This is a genomic window from Polynucleobacter brandtiae, assembly GCF_002797575.1.
Lineage (GTDB): Bacteria > Pseudomonadota > Gammaproteobacteria > Burkholderiales > Burkholderiaceae > Polynucleobacter > Polynucleobacter brandtiae.
Genome location: NZ_PGTX01000001.1, coordinates 593,371 through 609,306 on the forward strand (window position 1 = coordinate 593,371; position 15,936 = coordinate 609,306).

Annotated in this window: 17 protein-coding genes; 5 read left to right on the forward strand and 12 right to left on the reverse strand. The window is 46.3% G+C overall.

Going from position 1 to position 15,936, the window contains the following annotated elements; all coding sequences use genetic code 11:
* Positions 1–14: 14 nt before the first annotated feature.
* Both B0G85_RS03070 and rsgA read left to right on the forward strand, forming a co-directional pair.
* Positions 15–1,265: a M48 family metallopeptidase gene (locus B0G85_RS03070; protein WP_100378948.1), complete on the forward strand. Its 1,251-nt coding sequence runs from the start codon at positions 15–17 to the stop codon at positions 1,263–1,265.
* A gap of 15 nt (positions 1,266–1,280) precedes the next feature.
* Complete coding sequence (gene rsgA / locus B0G85_RS03075; protein ID WP_100378949.1) at positions 1,281–2,294, forward strand: ribosome small subunit-dependent GTPase A; 1,014 nt, start codon at positions 1,281–1,283, stop codon at positions 2,292–2,294.
* Here the strand turns inward: rsgA and B0G85_RS03080 are convergent.
* The 6 genes from B0G85_RS03080 to rpsP all read right to left on the reverse strand — a co-directional run bounded on the left by B0G85_RS03080 (position 2,239) and on the right by rpsP (position 6,183).
* On the reverse strand, positions 2,239–3,198 hold the full coding sequence (locus B0G85_RS03080) for a CobD/CbiB family protein (protein ID WP_100378950.1): 960 nt from the start codon (positions 3,196–3,198) through the stop codon (positions 2,239–2,241). The two genes, rsgA and B0G85_RS03080, sit on opposite strands and share 56 nt — an antisense overlap.
* Positions 3,195–3,932 carry a CoA pyrophosphatase gene (locus B0G85_RS03085; protein ID WP_100378951.1) on the reverse strand — a complete coding sequence of 246 codons (738 nt, stop codon included), beginning with the start codon at positions 3,930–3,932 and terminating at the stop codon, positions 3,195–3,197. The genes B0G85_RS03080 and B0G85_RS03085 overlap by 4 nt, the downstream gene beginning before the upstream one ends.
* A gap of 63 nt (positions 3,933–3,995) precedes the next feature.
* Positions 3,996–4,391, reverse strand: coding sequence for a 50S ribosomal protein L19 (rplS, locus tag B0G85_RS03090; RefSeq protein WP_100378952.1), 396 nt, complete (start codon positions 4,389–4,391; stop codon positions 3,996–3,998).
* A 125-nt stretch (positions 4,392–4,516) separates the two neighbouring features.
* Positions 4,517–5,263, reverse strand: coding sequence for a tRNA (guanosine(37)-N1)-methyltransferase TrmD (trmD, locus tag B0G85_RS03095; protein WP_100378953.1), 747 nt, complete (start codon positions 5,261–5,263; stop codon positions 4,517–4,519).
* A gap of 17 nt (positions 5,264–5,280) precedes the next feature.
* Positions 5,281–5,844, reverse strand: a complete 564-nt coding sequence (gene rimM, locus B0G85_RS03100; RefSeq protein WP_100378954.1) for a ribosome maturation factor RimM — start codon at positions 5,842–5,844, stop codon at positions 5,281–5,283.
* 93 nt (positions 5,845–5,937) lie between these two features.
* Positions 5,938–6,183 (reverse strand): 30S ribosomal protein S16, encoded by a 246-nt coding sequence (gene rpsP, locus B0G85_RS03105; RefSeq protein WP_100378955.1) that lies wholly within the window; start codon positions 6,181–6,183, stop codon positions 5,938–5,940.
* Between the two features lie 261 nt (positions 6,184–6,444).
* Here rpsP and B0G85_RS03110 point away from each other — a divergent pair, with 261 nt between their 5' ends.
* Positions 6,445–6,960, forward strand: coding sequence for an META domain-containing protein (locus B0G85_RS03110; RefSeq protein WP_232725910.1), 516 nt, complete (start codon positions 6,445–6,447; stop codon positions 6,958–6,960).
* Between the two features lie 39 nt (positions 6,961–6,999).
* A complete protein-coding gene (locus tag B0G85_RS03115; RefSeq protein ID WP_100378957.1) occupies positions 7,000–7,446 on the forward strand; it encodes a hypothetical protein in 447 nt (148 codons plus the stop codon).
* Between the two features lie 9 nt (positions 7,447–7,455).
* On the opposite strand, the gene B0G85_RS03120 is transcribed toward B0G85_RS03115, so the two are convergent.
* Genes B0G85_RS03120 through B0G85_RS03140 form a run of 5 tightly spaced genes read right to left on the reverse strand, consistent with a single transcriptional unit; the run spans position 7,456 to position 13,631 of the window.
* Entirely contained in the window at positions 7,456–9,243 is a 1,788-nt protein-coding gene (locus tag B0G85_RS03120) for an acyl-CoA dehydrogenase (protein WP_100378958.1), read from the reverse strand.
* A 15-nt stretch (positions 9,244–9,258) separates the two neighbouring features.
* Complete coding sequence (locus B0G85_RS03125) at positions 9,259–10,194, reverse strand: electron transfer flavoprotein subunit alpha/FixB family protein (RefSeq protein ID WP_100378959.1); 936 nt, start codon at positions 10,192–10,194, stop codon at positions 9,259–9,261.
* On the reverse strand, positions 10,195–10,944 hold the full coding sequence (locus B0G85_RS03130) for an electron transfer flavoprotein subunit beta/FixA family protein (protein ID WP_100378960.1): 750 nt from the start codon (positions 10,942–10,944) through the stop codon (positions 10,195–10,197).
* A gap of 59 nt (positions 10,945–11,003) precedes the next feature.
* Positions 11,004–12,656 (reverse strand): acyl-CoA synthetase, encoded by a 1,653-nt coding sequence (locus B0G85_RS03135; RefSeq protein ID WP_100378961.1) that lies wholly within the window; start codon positions 12,654–12,656, stop codon positions 11,004–11,006.
* Positions 12,657–12,710: 54 nt separating this feature from the next.
* A complete protein-coding gene (locus B0G85_RS03140) occupies positions 12,711–13,631 on the reverse strand; it encodes a histone deacetylase family protein (RefSeq protein WP_100378962.1) in 921 nt (306 codons plus the stop codon).
* A gap of 78 nt (positions 13,632–13,709) precedes the next feature.
* Between B0G85_RS03140 and B0G85_RS03145 the strand changes: the two genes are divergently transcribed.
* Positions 13,710–14,987: a lytic murein transglycosylase gene (locus tag B0G85_RS03145; RefSeq protein ID WP_100378963.1), complete on the forward strand. Its 1,278-nt coding sequence runs from the start codon at positions 13,710–13,712 to the stop codon at positions 14,985–14,987.
* Here B0G85_RS03145 and cysM read toward each other — a convergent pair.
* Positions 14,984–15,895, reverse strand: a complete 912-nt coding sequence (cysM, locus tag B0G85_RS03150; RefSeq protein WP_100378964.1) for a cysteine synthase CysM — start codon at positions 15,893–15,895, stop codon at positions 14,984–14,986. The genes B0G85_RS03145 and cysM overlap by 4 nt on opposite strands.
* Positions 15,896–15,936 lie beyond the last annotated feature (41 nt).

Below are 15,936 nucleotides of genomic sequence, written 5' to 3' on the forward strand. Positions count from 1 at the left end.
CTTATAATGATCTCATGACATTCACAATTATTTTTTTAATCGCCTTCATCGCCAGCTTCGGTCTACGCCACTGGTTATCTCAACGTCAAATTCGACATGTCGCACTTCATCGCCATTCGGTCCCCACAGAATTTGCCACCCAAATTACTTTAGTGGAGCATCAAAAGGCTGCCGACTACACAATCGCTAAACTTCGATTGGGTATTTTAGAAAATGGGGTTAGTGCCATTATCTTGATTACCTTCACGCTCATGGGTGGCCTGCAGATTCTCAATATGGGGCTGCTGGAATTATTAGGCGAGGGTATCGCCCAGCAAATTGCCTTACTAATATCCATTGTCATTATTTCTGGAATCATTGATCTACCTTTTTCTTGGTATAAACAATTTTACTTAGAAGAGCGCTTCGGATTTAATCGCATGAACACACGCCTATTTTTTAGCGATATGTTTAAAGGTCTTGGTGTGGGCGGAGCAATTGGCGTCCCATTACTTTGGGTCATTCTGAGCCTAATGGCGCAGGCAGGTGACTTTTGGTGGCTGTGGGCGTGGGGAGTTTTAACTGTATTTAGCCTACTGATGCAGTGGATTTTTCCAACACTGATTGCCCCGATTTTTAATAAATTCCAGGCTTTAGAAGAAGGTGCTTTAAAAACTCAGATTGAGGCCTTATTAAAACGTTGCGACTTTGCAAGCCAGGGTCTTTTCGTTATGGATGGAAGCAAACGTAGTGCGCACGGAAATGCATTTTTTGCCGGCATGGGCAAAGCGAAACGAATTGTATTTTTTGATACCTTAATTGAGAAACTGAACCCCGGCGAAGTTGAAGCAGTACTCGCTCATGAACTGGGTCATTACAAGTGCAAGCACATCCGTAAACGTTTGATGGTTTCATTCGTCCTGAGTTTTGCTATGTTTGCACTATTGGGCTGGGTAAGTACACAAGCTTGGTTCTATAGCGGCCTAGGTGTCACACCTAATCCCAACGGATATAACGGCGGACTGGCGCTAGCCCTCTTCATGTTAGTTTCACCTGTTTTTAGCTTTTTCTTCACTCCACTGTCTAGTTTGGCATCCCGCAAACATGAGTATGAAGCCGATGGATTTGCGGCTGATAAGTCCTCTGCAAGTGATTTGATCTCTGCCCTTGTAAAACTCTATCAGGACAATGCCTCGACACTGACACCTGACCCGATTTATACGGCCTTCTATAGCTCGCATCCACCCGCTCCGCTCCGGATTGCAAACCTCAAGCGATTAAGCTAAGGACCACCAGAGTTAATGGAACAGTTTCATGCGCTCTTAACCGCCTCTTATGGGAGGCATTACTTAGCACAGCGCTTAGTACAAGACGGGCATGGTAATGAATCTCCTGCTGGGGAACTCATCCAGGTAAGCACTCCAGCTAAGCAACATATTGGTGCAGTTGGCGATCGAATGCTATTGGAGATGACCTCCCTAGATCAAGCACGCATCATCCATATTGAGCCAAGAGAAAACCTACTCTATCGATCAGATGCCTTCAAAAGCAAGCTCATTGCATCCAATGTAGATCAAATATTAGTTGTGCTGGCGACGCAACCGGCATTCTCACCCGATCTTTTAGGTAGGGCTGTGGTTGCTGCGGAGACTAATCAAATTGGTTTACACATTCTGCTCAATAAATCTGACCTCAAAGACAATCTAGAGCATGCTCGGAAGATTATTGCGCCTTATGCACGTATGGGGTATCCAGTCACGGAGGTATCAGCCAAGTTTGATGCGGCATCTATCAAAGCTTTACGTCCAGCGATACAAGGCAAGATATCGGTTTTTGTTGGTCAGTCCGGCATGGGTAAGTCTAGCCTTCTAAATGCATGGGTACCTAATGCTGCCGCCATCACTCAAGAGTATTCCGTGCGCTTGGATACCGGTAAACATACAACAACTGCCTGTCGCTATTTTGAGCTACCTGAAGAGTGGGGGCGAGATGCCGGTGGAAAATTAGGGGCCTTAATAGATTCCCCCGGTTTTCAAGAGTTTGGTTTAGCGCATATGTCCGTGAGTGAGTTGGAGCACGCATTTAGGGAATTTAAAGACTATATGGGCAAATGTCGCTTTCATAATTGTGCCCACCAAACCGAACCAGAGTGCGCCATCCGTGCTGCAGTCGATAAAAATGAAATAGCGCCTGAAAGACTGGCGCTATTTAGACAACTTCGTTCTGATTCAAAAACAGCTGATACGCAGATTCAGGGAATCAGCCAAGCCAAAGAGCGGTGGTCAGCATTAGCAATAAAGCCATCCAAGCGATAACCAGGCGCCATACTAGGCCAATCGCGGAGCGCATCGTACGCTCATTCGGCTCTAGCCCCACCTCATAAAAAACAGGCTCTCCAGCCTCAGCCATACGCAATGCTTCATCACTATCGGGCTCACTCATCGGCTCGCCTAAGCGTACGCCTAAGGCACCGCTACCTGCAGCCAAAATAACCGCTGATAAAGAGTCGGACCATTTCTGAGTAAGGTGTCTCCATGCATAAACTGCGCCCTCAAAATTACCCACAATTGCGAAGCCCATGGCAGTAATCCGTGATGGAATCCAATCCAAAACAAAGAAGAAATGTCGAGCCGACTCACTCAAATTAAAATCACCTTTTTCTGACCAGCGCTGAGCCGCAGTATCAGCCAGACGATAGAGCACCACCCCTGCTGGGCCCATTGGCATCATGAACCAAAAGAGAACACCGAATACATGGCGGTGAGATCCGATGATGGCACGCTCTAAGGCCAAAGAAATTACTTCGGCCTCCGTGAGATTGGAAGCATCTAGTTCAGGTCCGTACCACGCTGAGAGAGCGAGACGTGCAGCCGGTAAATCGTGGTTTGTAATCGCCTCATGAACAGCTGTGAAAGAGTGGCTAAATTGGCGAAAACCAAAAAATAGATATGCAATCAATATGTTCCATAAAAATCCTAAGATTGGATAGGTCACCATAAAGACAACATAAAGAGCAAACACCAAAAAGGTCGGCAGAATGAAGGCAACCAAACAGGCCATCCGAGCGCCCACAGGAGAGGCCCCTTGTTCGGTCTTGCCGCCAAACTCACTGGCAACCCAATCTAACCAGCGAATAGAGATGCGCGCAATCCAATGATTGGCGGTAACTGGGCGATATTGCTCAGCGATAAGGGCAAAGAGAATAGAAAAGAAAGTCATGCTTTTAGTAGGTGATAGAGGTTTCGTAACATTCCAGCAGTGGCACCCCAGATAAAACGATTTTCATAGGGCATAGAGTAAAACTGACGACCGCCCAAATCACTCTCCCAGACCCGTACCTGATGATTTGCAGGGTCCATTAAAAAATGTAGGGGCACTTCAAAAACATCTGCCACTTCAAAGGCATTCAATACGTATTCTGCCTGAGGTTTCACTAAACCCACAACTGGAGTGACGCTGTATCCAGAAACTGTTAGGTACTGAGGTAAATGACCAATAATCTCCACATGCTCTCGAAGCAGACCAATTTCCTCTTCACTTTCTCGCAGGGCCGTATCGTAAGCATCAGTATCCCCAGGATCCATACGTCCACCCGGGAAGCTAATTTGACCCGCATGATCATGCAGATGGTCTGTTCTTTGCGTAAGTAATACGGAAAGGCCATCATTCTTTAAAAGCAAAGGCATCAGTACTGATGCCCTAGTCTCCTTGCCAATGGTTTGACGTTTGGAAATAATTCCAGCAGCAATCACATGCCGATTTTCATCAGTGATTTCCGGAATCCATTGCGGAGGTGCGTTAAAGCGCTCCTTGATCACAATAGCGCTCTGAGAATCTAGCGGCACCTTTGGTTGGCTACTACAAACCCGATCGATAGGAACTGCTTTCGCATCAAAACCAGCTGGAGTGGCAATGTTGGCCACCAACTCTAGGGGGTTATCGATTTTAGGCATGGGTTATTTTAAGGCAATAAAAAAGGCAGCCTAGGCCGCCTTTCTATGACACTAAAGCAATTGTTATACCGCTGCTGGAGCGACAACTTTTACCTTACGTGCAGGCAACTTCTCTTTAATACGCGCAGACTTACCTGAACGATCACGCAAGTAGTAGAGCTTTGCACGACGTACATCACCGCGACGCTTAACTTCAATACTAGCGATCAATGGTGAGTAAGTTTGGAATGTACGCTCTACACCTTCGCCAGATGAAATCTTACGAACGATGAAGCTGGAGTTCAATCCACGATTGCGCTTAGCAATCACAACACCTTCAAATGCCTGAGTACGCTTACGTGTACCTTCAACAACGTTCACGCCAACGATGACAGTATCACCAGGAGCAAATGGAGGAAGTACTCGGTTAGCAGTTAGACGAGCAATTTCTTCTTGCTCAATTTTTTCGATCAAATTCATTATTAATCCTTAAACATCTTGTCAGCGTTTAATCCCGAGACTTTCATCAACGGACCAGACAGAGGATGCAGTTAAAACATTTCACTAAATCAGAACATTGACATTTAATTCGACCTTGCAATTACTTACAAAGTACGAAGAAATTGCTCATCTTCACGACTTAGCAACCCATTAGCTCTGGCCGATTTAATTAAATCAGGCCTTAGCCTTAACGTCAACTCTAAAGACTTTTGCCGACGCCAATGTTCTATTTTAGCGTGATGTCCACCTAAAAGCACGTCCGGTACCAACAAATTTTCATATATTTCGGGTCTGGTGTAGTGCGGGTGGTCCAAAAGACCATTAATGAAGCTATCCTGGACTGCTGACTCGCCATCCCCAAGCGCTCCAGGAATAAGCCGAATCACCGCATCCATCATGGTCATTGCTGGCAATTCACCGCCAGAAACTACAAAATCACCCATAGAAAGCTGTAAATCCACATTACGTTCAATGAAACGCTGATCCACTGCTTCATAACGACCGCAAATAAAGGTCAAATTACCCCGACTCAAAATATCAGATGCTATTTTTTGAGAAAAGATCTCACCTTGTGGTGCCAACAAGCAGATTGGCCCGGAAATGATTCCCTGAGCATCATGCGCATCTTTAATCCCATGGATTGTGTCTTCTAGGGGTTTTACCATCATCACCATGCCTGGGCCACCGCCATAAGCGCGATCGTCGACAGTCTTACGGGGATCAGAGCAGAAATCGCGGGGATTCCAGAGGTTCACACTGGCAAGACCGCGCTCGCACGCGCGACCAGTAACACCCCACTGCGTTAAAGCAGTAAACATCTCTGGGAATAAAGTAACGGCATCAAAACGCATAGTGGAAATTGAAACTCCTACCAGTCAGGCTGCCAATCTAATGTGATGAGCTTATTCGGTAAATCTACGCTCTGCAGCACCTCCTTCACGAACGGAACAAGCTGCTTCACTGTTTTTGTTTGCGCATCTCCGATGGAGATGATGCCATGGGCACCATTATCAGCAATATCAATCACCTCACCCAGCTTTTCACCTTGGAGATTGATTGTTTCACAGCCGATAAGATCAACCCAATAATAACTATCGCCCTCTGTTTTTGGAAAGACATCGCGCCCAACCAAAATACGAGCACCTTTTAAGGCTTCAGCCTCATCGCGATCAGTCACGCCATCCAGAGTCACCAATACCGTACCGCTATGCATCTTGGCTTGTTTCACCTTGTACAACGTTAACGATGCTTGCTCCAGGGACGTAGCCACGCCCTCTTGCCTGCGAGGAATTAGGGAAAGCCAAATTGCTTTACTGGATAAAAGGGCTACCGGATCTGAAGAATGAGGGCGAACCTTAATCTGACCCTGCAAGCCCTGGGCGTCTTGAACTACGCCAATCTCAATCAACTCGCTTAGGGAGGGTGTACTCATGATGACTCCACCTCAGCTCCCCAAACGTTACTGCCAGTCGATTCCGCAACCAAATACCCTCTCCTAATGAGAAGGTCTTTGGATATAAAGTCTTTAGACTGCAGGATTATTTTTGATCAAACGCACTACTGTTGGGGAGATCTGTGCACCAACGCCAGTCCAGTAGGTCAAACGGTCTTGAGCAATACGCATTGACTGCTCATTTGCTGCTGCCTGTGGATTGAAATAACCGAGTCGTTCGATAAAGTTCGAGTCGCGACGATTACGTTTATCGGTAGCTACGATGCTATAAAAAGGACGATTCTTTGAACCGCCGCGTGCCAGTCGAATGACGACCATACTTATTCCTTAAAATCTAAAATGAAAACAGGTTCATTACAAACCCAATGAAAGTACTACGAAATCTAGATGTCCAACTGCACATACAAATTAACAAAATAATCGCACGGTATAGCGGGAAACCTCATATTCTAGACGAAAACCCGTGTTGCATCCATCTATTTAAACGCTGATCCATTACAGAGCGTCATATTAACGGATTACTTTTTTCATTAAATCATCATTAGAAACAATAACTTACAAAAAATGTTAGTCAAAATAATGTGTTTTACACCCCCTAGTAATGGCTTAAATAGACTGCTTGTAGCACTGACTTGCGCTGGATTGAGCCTGTTAACGGCCTGCGCAAACGTCATCCCTGCCTGCACAGCCAAAATAAGCCCCCCAAGCAGGGAGCTGCGTAATACGAAGTGGGAGCTAGTCCGCTGGAATTTAGCACCCAATGCCCAGGGTGAAGTGCGCACCCGACAAATCCCTCTGGGTGATAACGGCAACCCGATTCAGATCCAATTTGATGGCAACGGTGAGCGCCTTAGTGGTTCAACTGGTTGCAATCGCTTTACAGCCCGCATTAATGAAGATGCCCGTGGCTTCACACTAGATCAAATTGCCAGTACAAAAATAGCCTGCACCCCTCAACGCATGGAACTTGAAAATGATTTTTTATACGAGTTGAATGATTACCGCTCAATCGTTCGCAATGGTGATCAGCTGCTGATGATTGGCGCTGATCGTGAGGTACTGAGTTTTATACAAAAAAATAATCAGTCTAGGTAAATTACTGCATCATATCTCCACAGAAATTAGAAATCTCCAATGAAAAAATACAAACTCCTTTTTTGCTCCCTCGGATTATTCTTTCCGGGCACTGGTTTAAATTGTCTTTATCTCCAAGGCCTCAGGTCATTCTGGGGTTGGGCGCAGATGCTTTCACTTATTGGCGGCATTGCTGGTTGGCAAATTCTGAAAGAATCACATCTTCACTCTGCCCCAGGCTGGGTCTTAATTACCTTTGGCTTTATTGCTATTGAGGCTAGCTGGCTCACTACTATCGTATTTGGTTTGCGTCCTGATGAAAAGTGGGATGCGCAGTTCAACCCCGGTCTCGAACCGCAAAAAGCAACTCGGTCTGGTTGGCTGGTGGTGCTCACAGTGATCTTTTCACTAGTATTGGGCGTTGGCGTAATGATGACCTTTTTAGCGATTGCATTTGAGCAATTCTTTATCTCCCAATTACAAGAGTCGAGAAAATTGTCGCAGTAAGTAGACTGCTTAGAATTGTTCTACTGCTAACGCATTAGTAGAATGACCACCCTCTAAAATAGAAGTCGCTAGAGACTGTGTTTGCGGAAGTAAATTCTCCGCAAAAAAACGTGCCGTTGCAATCTTGGCATCATAAAAGCTGGGATCCTGATCACGCAGGCGATGCGCTGCCAATAAGGCGCGACTCATCTGCCATGCACCTAGCACCAAACCGCATAAGCGAAGGTAAGCAACACTGCCAGCATATACAGCCTTAGTATCTATTTTTGCATTGCTAACGATATAAACGACAACAGATTCGAATGCTTGGCGAGCGAGCGTGAGCTGTATAGATGTAGCCTTAGCATCTCTAGTGCCCATTTCCATCAAAGCCTTTTCGGTCTGGATAATCTTTCCCGCAAGGAGAATGGCGGTAGCCCCTTTATCCCGCACAGTCTTTCTACCAACCAAGTCATTTGCTTGAATAGCAGTAGTACCCTCATAAATTGTAAGAATGCGTGCGTCTCGATAGTATTGAGCAACGCCAGTCTCCTCAATGAAGCCCATACCGCCATGCACCTGAACTCCTAAACTAGCAACCTCAATGGACATTTCGGTTGAAAAGCCTTTGACAATCGGCACCAGAAATTCATAAATAGCTTGATGCTCTTTTTGCATCAATTCATCAGGGGAGGCATGCTGAATATCGATTGCAGCGGCTGCATAGTATGCCAATGCCCTTGATGCTTCTGTATAGCCGCGCATCGTCATCAACATACGCTTCACATCTGGTTGGTGGATGATGGCAACTGGCTCTGGTGACCCATTGAGATCGCGGCTTTGAACGCGGTCTTTTGCGTATTGCACTGATTTTTGATAAGCGCGCTCAGCAATCGCAACACCTTGCATTCCGACAGAGAATCGAGCGGCATTCATCATCACGAACATGTATTCCAGTCCACGATTCTCTTCGCCCACAAGATATGCAACCGCTCCCCCATGATCACCAAACTGCAACACTGCAGTGGGACTCGCCTTAATACCCAGCTTATGCTCTAAGGAAACACATTGAATGTCGTTACGCTCACCTAGAGATCCATCAGCATTCACCATGAATTTTGGCGCTACAAATAATGAGATTCCTTTGATACCCTCGGGTGCACCTGGCACACGTGCAAGCACTAAATGCACGATATTTTTGGCCATATCGTGATCACCATAGGTAATGTAGATTTTGGTGCCAATAATTTTGTAGCTACCATCAGCCTGCGCAAGCGCACGGGTCCTCACCATAGACAGATCAGAGCCTGCTTGCGGCTCTGTTAAATTCATGGTGCCAGTCCATTCACCTGAAATCATCTTGGGAACAAAGCACTCTTGCAGTACCGAACTAGCAGCAGTCAACAAAGCCTCAATGGCACCATCGGTCAGCATTGGGCATAAGGCAAATGACATATTTGCTGAGTTCACCATCTCGAAGCATGCTACCGAAATTAGTCTTGGCAATCCTTGACCGCCAAACTGAGCTGGGTGCACAACCCCTTGCCAACCGGCCATCCCAAATTGAGAAAAGGCCTCTTTAAAACCAGGGGTCGTACGCACTTCTCCGTCTTGCAAGGTACTGGGATTTTGATCGCCAGGCCAATTGAGGGGGGCAATAACATCTTGATTAAATTTTGCCGCCTCCTCTAAAATCGCCGGCGCTAAATCAATATCAATACCTGCTTGCTCGTACTGAGGGTAGCCTACTACCTCTGATAAACCGGCCAGTTCATTCATTACAAATAGCATGTCTTTAACTGGGGCTACATAAGGCATGGGCACTCCAATAGTTTAGGTAAGCGTGGCAATCAATTCAGGCACGGCAACATTGAGGTCTGCAACAAGGCCATAATCAGCAACACTAAAAATGGGTGCCTCTGGATCTTTATTGATAGCCACAATTACCTTAGAGTCTTTCATGCCAGCAAGATGCTGAATCGCCCCAGAAATTCCAACAGCGATATAAAGCTGTGGGGCAACGATCTTGCCCGTCTGACCCACTTGGTAGTTATTGGGTACGTAACCAGCGTCGACGGCCGCACGTGATGCTCCAAGTGCAGCGCCTAACTTATCAGCTAAGGGGGCTATGAGCTCTTGATACTTATCGCCAGATCCTAAGCCACGTCCACCAGAAACAATAATCTTGGCGGCAGTTAACTCAGGTCTATCCGATTTGGTAAGCTCACGCCCTACAAAGCTAGACCGTCCTGCATCAGCAGTTACGACCTGACTCTCAATAAGCGCAGATCCTCCAGAAGCAACTGCTGGATCAAAACCCGTAGTTCTCACGGTAATGACTTTAATCGGATCGCTAGACTGAACCGTCGCTATAGCATTGCCCGCATAAATCGGACGCTCGAAGGTATCGCTGGCAACTACCTTTGTAATATCAGACAGTTGAGCAACATCCAATTTAGCAGCAACTCGAGGCAATACATTTTTTCCATTGGCAGTTGCAGGAGCAAGAATGTACTCGTATTGATGTGCGATCGCTAAAATTTGAGCAGCTAAAGGTTCGGCCAACTGATCGGCCAATCTCACATCATCGACCTGGATCACCTTACGAACACCCAGAATTTGACTAGCCGCTTGCGCTACTGCGGTGGCCCCATTTCCCGAAACTAGAATATCTACTTGTGGTGAACACTGTAAAGCAGCCGCTACCGCATGCAGTGTCGCCACTTTGAGGGAACTATTATCGTGTTCAGCAATAACAAGAGCAGTCATTTAAATTACCTTCGCTTCATTTTTAAGTTTATCAACCAATGCAGCAACATCCGCAACCATCACGCCAGCAGAACGTTTTGGTGGCTCCTCGACCTTAATCGTCTTTAAGCGTGGGGCAATATCAACACCCAGATCTTCAGGCTTCGTAATCTCTAAAGTTTTCTTCTTGGATTTCATAATGTTGGGCAACGTAACATAACGTGGCTCATTTAAACGCAAGTCAGTAGTAATGACTGCCGGCAACACCAAGGAAATAGTCTCTAATCCACCATCTACCTCACGAGTCACACTGACCTTACCATCGGCAACCACTACCTTTGAGGCAAAGGTGGCTTGCGGTACATCCAATAAGCTAGCCAGCATCTGACCCGTTTGATTGCTGTCATCATCAATCGCTTGTTTGCCTAAGATCACAATTTGCGCCTGCTCTTTTTCAACCAGCGCTTTTAGAATCTTAGCTACCGCCAAGGGTTGTAATTCAGCATCCGCCTCAACCAAAATTGCGCGATCCGCCCCGATCGCTAAAGCAGTACGCAGGGTCTCTTGGCACTGAGTAGTACCAGCAGAAACAACAACAATCTCAGTTGCGATCCCCGCCTCTTTTAAGCGCACCGCCTCCTCTACTGCGATCTCATCAAATGGGTTCATACTCATTTTGACATTCGCAATGTCCACGCCGGTGTTATCTGACTTCACTCGAATTTTGACGTTGTAATCTACAACGCGTTTTACTGCTACCAAGATTTTCATCGTTTATTCTTTACTTTGGAGGTTATTTCTTTATTTTATCCGCCTATGACGATCTTAGGCTAGACATCAATTGCCGAGGCAGAACCCGCTCGTTTACGTAACTCGAATTTTTGAATCTTCCCAGTCGAAGTCTTTGGGAGCTCACCAAAGACTACTGCCCTGGGCACTTTAAAGCCAGCTAAATGCTGCTTGCAATGTGCCACAATATCAGCAGCGGTCACCTTCGCACCCGCTTTAATTTCCAGGAATGCGCAGGGTGTCTCACCCCACTTTGGATCTGGCTTAGCCACTACCGCAGCAGCCATGACTGCGGGATGACGATATAAGACATCTTCCACCTCAATCGATGAGATATTCTCGCCGCCAGAAATGATGATGTCTTTACTGCGATCCTTAATTTTGACATAACCATCAGGATTCATCACCGCTAGATCACCTGAATGAAACCAGCCGCCCGCAAAGGCCTCTTTGCTTGCCTTCTCATTCTTAAGGTAACCCTTCATGGCGATGTTTCCCTTAAACATAATTTCACCCATAGTCTCACCATCGGCAACTACAGGCTCTAGCGTTATGGGATCAAGCACTGCAATTGCTTGTTGCAGATGATAGCGAACGCCTTGGCGAGCGTTCAGACGCGCTCTCTCGCCAATCTCCAGGTCATCCCAATCCTCTTGCTGAACACAAACTGCGGCTGGGCCATAGGTCTCGGTTAGACCATAGACATGCGTTAAATCAAATCCTAATTTTTCCATTCCTTCAATAATGGATGCAGGGGGTGCAGCTCCAGCAATTAAACCTTTAACCCCAGCAGGAACTCCCACCTTTAGTGCGTCAGGTGCATTGACTAGCAAGTTATGAACAATAGGAGCAGCGCAGTAGTGCGTAACTCCATGAATCTTAATTGCAGAAAAAATATGTTCCGCATCAACCCGGCGCAAACAAACATTGACACCAGCGCGTGCGGCAACCGTCCATGGAAAGCACCAGCCATTGCAATGAAACATTGGCAAAGTCCATAAATACACAGGGTGTTTATTAATATCCCAGTCTAAAATATTAGAAATCGCATTGATCGCAGCCCCCCGATGATGGTAAACCACACCCTTTGGATTGCCAGTAGTGCCTGAGGTGTAATTAAGGCAAATGGCTTGCCACTCGTCAAACGGCATTAGCCAGACAAATTGGGAGTCCCCGGTATCTAAAAACTGCTCATAGGTCAGCGATCCTAAACGCTCTCCTGGGACATCGAACTCTTTTTCTTGTGCATCAATAACCATGAAATCGCGACCACTGTCACGCTTGGCAATCTCCAATGCTTTTTTCATGACATCCGCAAACTCGGGATCCACAATGACGACTTTAGCCTCACCGTGATTTAACATAAAGGCAATTGATTCCGGATCAAGACGGGTATTGAGCGCATTTAATACTGCACCTGCCATTGGCACTCCAAAATGAGCCTCTATCATTGGTGGCGTATTGGGAAGCATTACTGCCACTGCGTCACCCACACCAATACCCTGTTTTTGTAAGGCGCTGGCTAAACGACGGCAACGCTCATAAGTCTGACTCCAAGTTTGGCGCAAGTTGCCATGAACAACTGCTAAGCGATCTGGATAGACCTGAGCAGAACGCTCCAAAAACAAAATAGGGGTAATGGGCGTGTAATTTGCAGCATTACGCTCTAAACCTTGCTCAAAGATATTTGCCATTCGCACCCCTATTATTAAATTACTTTATCTCTAAAAATCTAGATGATGAATCCCTCAGATATCAGCAAGCGCCTTCACATGTGCCACCACACTACGACCCAAAGCAGATAAGTTATATCCTCCTTCTAGGCAACTGACAATGCGACCTTGAGCATATTGGTTCGCAACCTCCTTGAGCTTCTTAGTCATCCACGCGTAATCATCTTCCACAAGACCCATTTGACCCAGATCATCCTCGCGATGGGCATCAAAACCCGCTGAAATCATGATCAGCTCGGGCTCAAAATCGCGTAGACGTGGTAACCATTGCTCCTCTACGATCGATTTCACAACATCACCGCGAGTAGATGCTGGTAGTGGAACATTCACCATATTTTTGGCGCCATCTAAACCACTATAAGGATAGAAGGGATGCTGGAAAAAGCTACACATCAATACATTAGGGTCGTTAAAAAATGCTGCTTCTGTACCGTTGCCATGGTGGACATCAAAGTCAATAATTGCCACCCGCTCGATTCCATACTCCTGCATTGCGTAACGGGCTGCTACAGCAACGCTATCAAAAATACAAAACCCCATAGAACGCGTTGGCTCAGCATGATGGCCTGGAGGACGAATAGCACAAAACACATTCTCTACCTCGCCCTTCATGACAGCATCCACACCAGCAATCGCAGCGCCTACTGCGCGCAGAGCGGTATTCCAAGTATGTGGATTCATAATGGTATCGCCATCAAGCATGTGATAACCACTAGCCGGTGCGCACTCTTTAACAAAAGCAATATGATCTTGGCTATGCACCAATTCGAGCTGATCTTCGGTTGCCAGTGGTGCCTCTAGGTGCTCAAGGAAGCCATCCACTCCACTACGAATCAATTGATCATTAATCGCCTGAATGCGCTCTGGGCACTCGGGATGATGAGCGCCCATCTCATGTTTGAGAAAATCAGGGTGAGTTATGTATCCTGTAGTCATTACTTAAAACCCTTCATTGCGACAACATCATTTTTTGATTGAATAAAAGCCATTGAATACCTACCTACTCGCCATCCAATGAATGCTCGTTTCCTCTACTCCGCCTCAATACTGCTCTTAGTGGCGGGCTTAATCTCCTGCTCAAGTGTTCCCACCCAAGAGGCAAAACCTCAGAAGCCTATCGTAAACCAGTCTGAGGATATCGCCTCCGAGTCTCGTCTTACCCAAAATCTCAGTCAATTACTAGCTCAAGTGGCTCAAAATCAGGCCATTTCCTTATCGGCGCTTGAATCTGGCTTTTCTGATGTTAAAACTATTCCGTCTATTAGAAAATTGGTATTACCCCCATCTGGTACCTTTAAAAAGAATTGGCTTGCTTATCGCAAACGCTTTGTAGAACCGATTCGCATTAATGCCGGCAGAGTCTTTTGGGAGCAACATCAAGCGTTCCTATCCAAAGTTGAGCAGGAATATGGGGTACCGGCTGAATTGATTGTGGCCATTATTGGTATTGAAACGATCTATGGGCGACAAACGGGCAGCTTTCGTGTGAAGGATGTGCTTTTTACACTGGCCTTTAATTACCCAGATACCCCCAACAAAGCAGCACGAGAGCAATTATTCAAAGATCAACTGCAGGAGTTGATTTTGCTGTGCTGGTCTGATGCAGGGGGTGGGCGAGTAATCAAAAACAATAAGTCAGAGGTGAATTCAAATCGTTTTGATAGCTGCCTTAATCAAAACAGCTCCTATGCGGGCGCCATCGGATTACCTCAATTTATGCCCAGCAGCATCCGTAGCTTTGCAGTAGATGGGGATGGCGATGGGCGTATTGATCTGAAGCAAAGTCCAAGGGACGCAATTGTCAGCGTGGCGAACTTTATGAAAAAGCATGGATGGCAAACGGGAATGCCCATATCCTTCCCAATTAAAGAGTCAGGCATAGACTCAGCTAAATCTCTTGCTGATGGCGAGCCCGTTCTGAAATACACCGTTCAAGAACTGATCGATAAAGGCATTCTCAGCAGCAATAGGGGTGACTTACAGGCTGGTGGTGTAGAGCCTCAGAGCAAAGCGCTGATTGTTGATTTACCCTATCCAGATAAAGAGGGAAATGATCAGGTGCAATATTTTGTCGGCTTAAATAACTTTCTGACAATCGTTCAATATAACCGCAGCTATTTTTACGCACAAAGTGTTGCAGATTTTGCAGAGGCACTGGGATATAAAAATCAAAGCGTAGTGCCAGCTATCCTTGACCAAAAATACTCGAAAGGCACCAAGGGAGAGTCTCTGACTAATCCAGCAATATCACATCCTAAGAAAAATAAAGCAAAGAAAAAAAAGCAGATTTAGGCTGGGAAAACCCCTGTCGAGAGGTAACGATCACCGCGATCGCACACAATAAATACGATGGTAGCGTTTTCCACTTGACGCGCTATTCTTAAGGCAACAACCAACGCACCTCCTGCGGAGATTCCACAAAAAATACCTTCTTGAGCAGCCAGACGACGCGCCATTTCTTCGGCATCGGCTTGCGACACGTACTCAATCTGATCAACCCGATCACCCTCATAGATTTTAGGTAAATACTGGGGCGCCCATTTACGAATCCCTGGTATTTGAGAGCCTTCTTCAGGTTGCGCGCCAATAATCTGAATGTCGGGATTCATGGACTTGAGGTATGTAGATACACCAGTAATCGTGCCCGTAGTGCCCATAGAAGAAACAAAGTGAGTCACTTGCCCATCGGTATCACGCCAGATTTCTGGGCCAGTGGTTTCAATATGAGCCCGAGGGTTATCAGGGTTAGCAAATTGGTCTAGCAATCTGCCTCGACCTTCTTTTTGTAACTGTAAGGCATAGTCCCTGGCAAATTCCATACCCCCAGACGCTGCGGTCAGAATTAACTCAGCCCCATAGGCGGCCATACTTTGTCTACGCTCGATGCTTTGATTCTCGGGCATAACCAAAACCATCTTATAACCAAGCATTGCGGCAGTCATGGCCAAAGCAATACCTGTATTACCACTGGTAGCCTCGATTAATGTATCACCTGGCTTAATATCGCCACGCTCTTGAGCGCGCATGATCATCGACAGCGCAGGTCGGTCCTTTACCGACCCGGCTGGATTATTACCTTCCATCTTTCCTAAAATCAGATTATTTCGAGATTCATTTTCAAGGCCAGGAATGCGCTGCAAACGAACTAGAGGGGTATTCCCCACGGTCTGTGAAATAGTCAAATAAGAAGGTATGCTCATGAACCTATTTTAGCCATAAGCAGACTTAAGCATCAGATAGG

Bases quoted from the DNA above. Each gene is read 5' to 3' on its own strand.
- B0G85_RS03070 (WP_100378948.1), top strand. From the start codon at position 15: ATGACATTCACAATTATTTTTTTAATCGCCTTCATCGCCAGCTTCGGT.
- rsgA (WP_100378949.1), top strand. From the start codon at position 1,281: ATGGAACAGTTTCATGCGCTCTTAACCGCCTCTTATGGGAGGCATTAC.
- B0G85_RS03080 (WP_100378950.1), bottom strand. From the start codon at position 3,198: ATGACTTTCTTTTCTATTCTCTTTGCCCTTATCGCTGAGCAATATCGC.
- B0G85_RS03085 (WP_100378951.1), bottom strand. From the start codon at position 3,932: ATGCCTAAAATCGATAACCCCCTAGAGTTGGTGGCCAACATTGCCACT.
- rplS (WP_100378952.1), bottom strand. From the start codon at position 4,391: ATGAATTTGATCGAAAAAATTGAGCAAGAAGAAATTGCTCGTCTAACT.
- trmD (WP_100378953.1), bottom strand. From the start codon at position 5,263: ATGCGTTTTGATGCCGTTACTTTATTCCCAGAGATGTTTACTGCTTTA.
- rimM (WP_100378954.1), bottom strand. From the start codon at position 5,844: ATGAGTACACCCTCCCTAAGCGAGTTGATTGAGATTGGCGTAGTTCAA.
- rpsP (WP_100378955.1), bottom strand. From the start codon at position 6,183: ATGGTCGTCATTCGACTGGCACGCGGCGGTTCAAAGAATCGTCCTTTT.
- B0G85_RS03110 (WP_232725910.1), top strand. From the start codon at position 6,445: ATGTGTTTTACACCCCCTAGTAATGGCTTAAATAGACTGCTTGTAGCA.
- B0G85_RS03115 (WP_100378957.1), top strand. From the start codon at position 7,000: ATGAAAAAATACAAACTCCTTTTTTGCTCCCTCGGATTATTCTTTCCG.
- B0G85_RS03120 (WP_100378958.1), bottom strand. From the start codon at position 9,243: ATGCCTTATGTAGCCCCAGTTAAAGACATGCTATTTGTAATGAATGAA.
- B0G85_RS03125 (WP_100378959.1), bottom strand. From the start codon at position 10,194: ATGACTGCTCTTGTTATTGCTGAACACGATAATAGTTCCCTCAAAGTG.
- B0G85_RS03130 (WP_100378960.1), bottom strand. From the start codon at position 10,944: ATGAAAATCTTGGTAGCAGTAAAACGCGTTGTAGATTACAACGTCAAA.
- B0G85_RS03135 (WP_100378961.1), bottom strand. From the start codon at position 12,656: ATGGCAAATATCTTTGAGCAAGGTTTAGAGCGTAATGCTGCAAATTAC.
- B0G85_RS03140 (WP_100378962.1), bottom strand. From the start codon at position 13,631: ATGACTACAGGATACATAACTCACCCTGATTTTCTCAAACATGAGATG.
- B0G85_RS03145 (WP_100378963.1), top strand. From the start codon at position 13,710: ATGAATGCTCGTTTCCTCTACTCCGCCTCAATACTGCTCTTAGTGGCG.
- cysM (WP_100378964.1), bottom strand. From the start codon at position 15,895: ATGAGCATACCTTCTTATTTGACTATTTCACAGACCGTGGGGAATACC.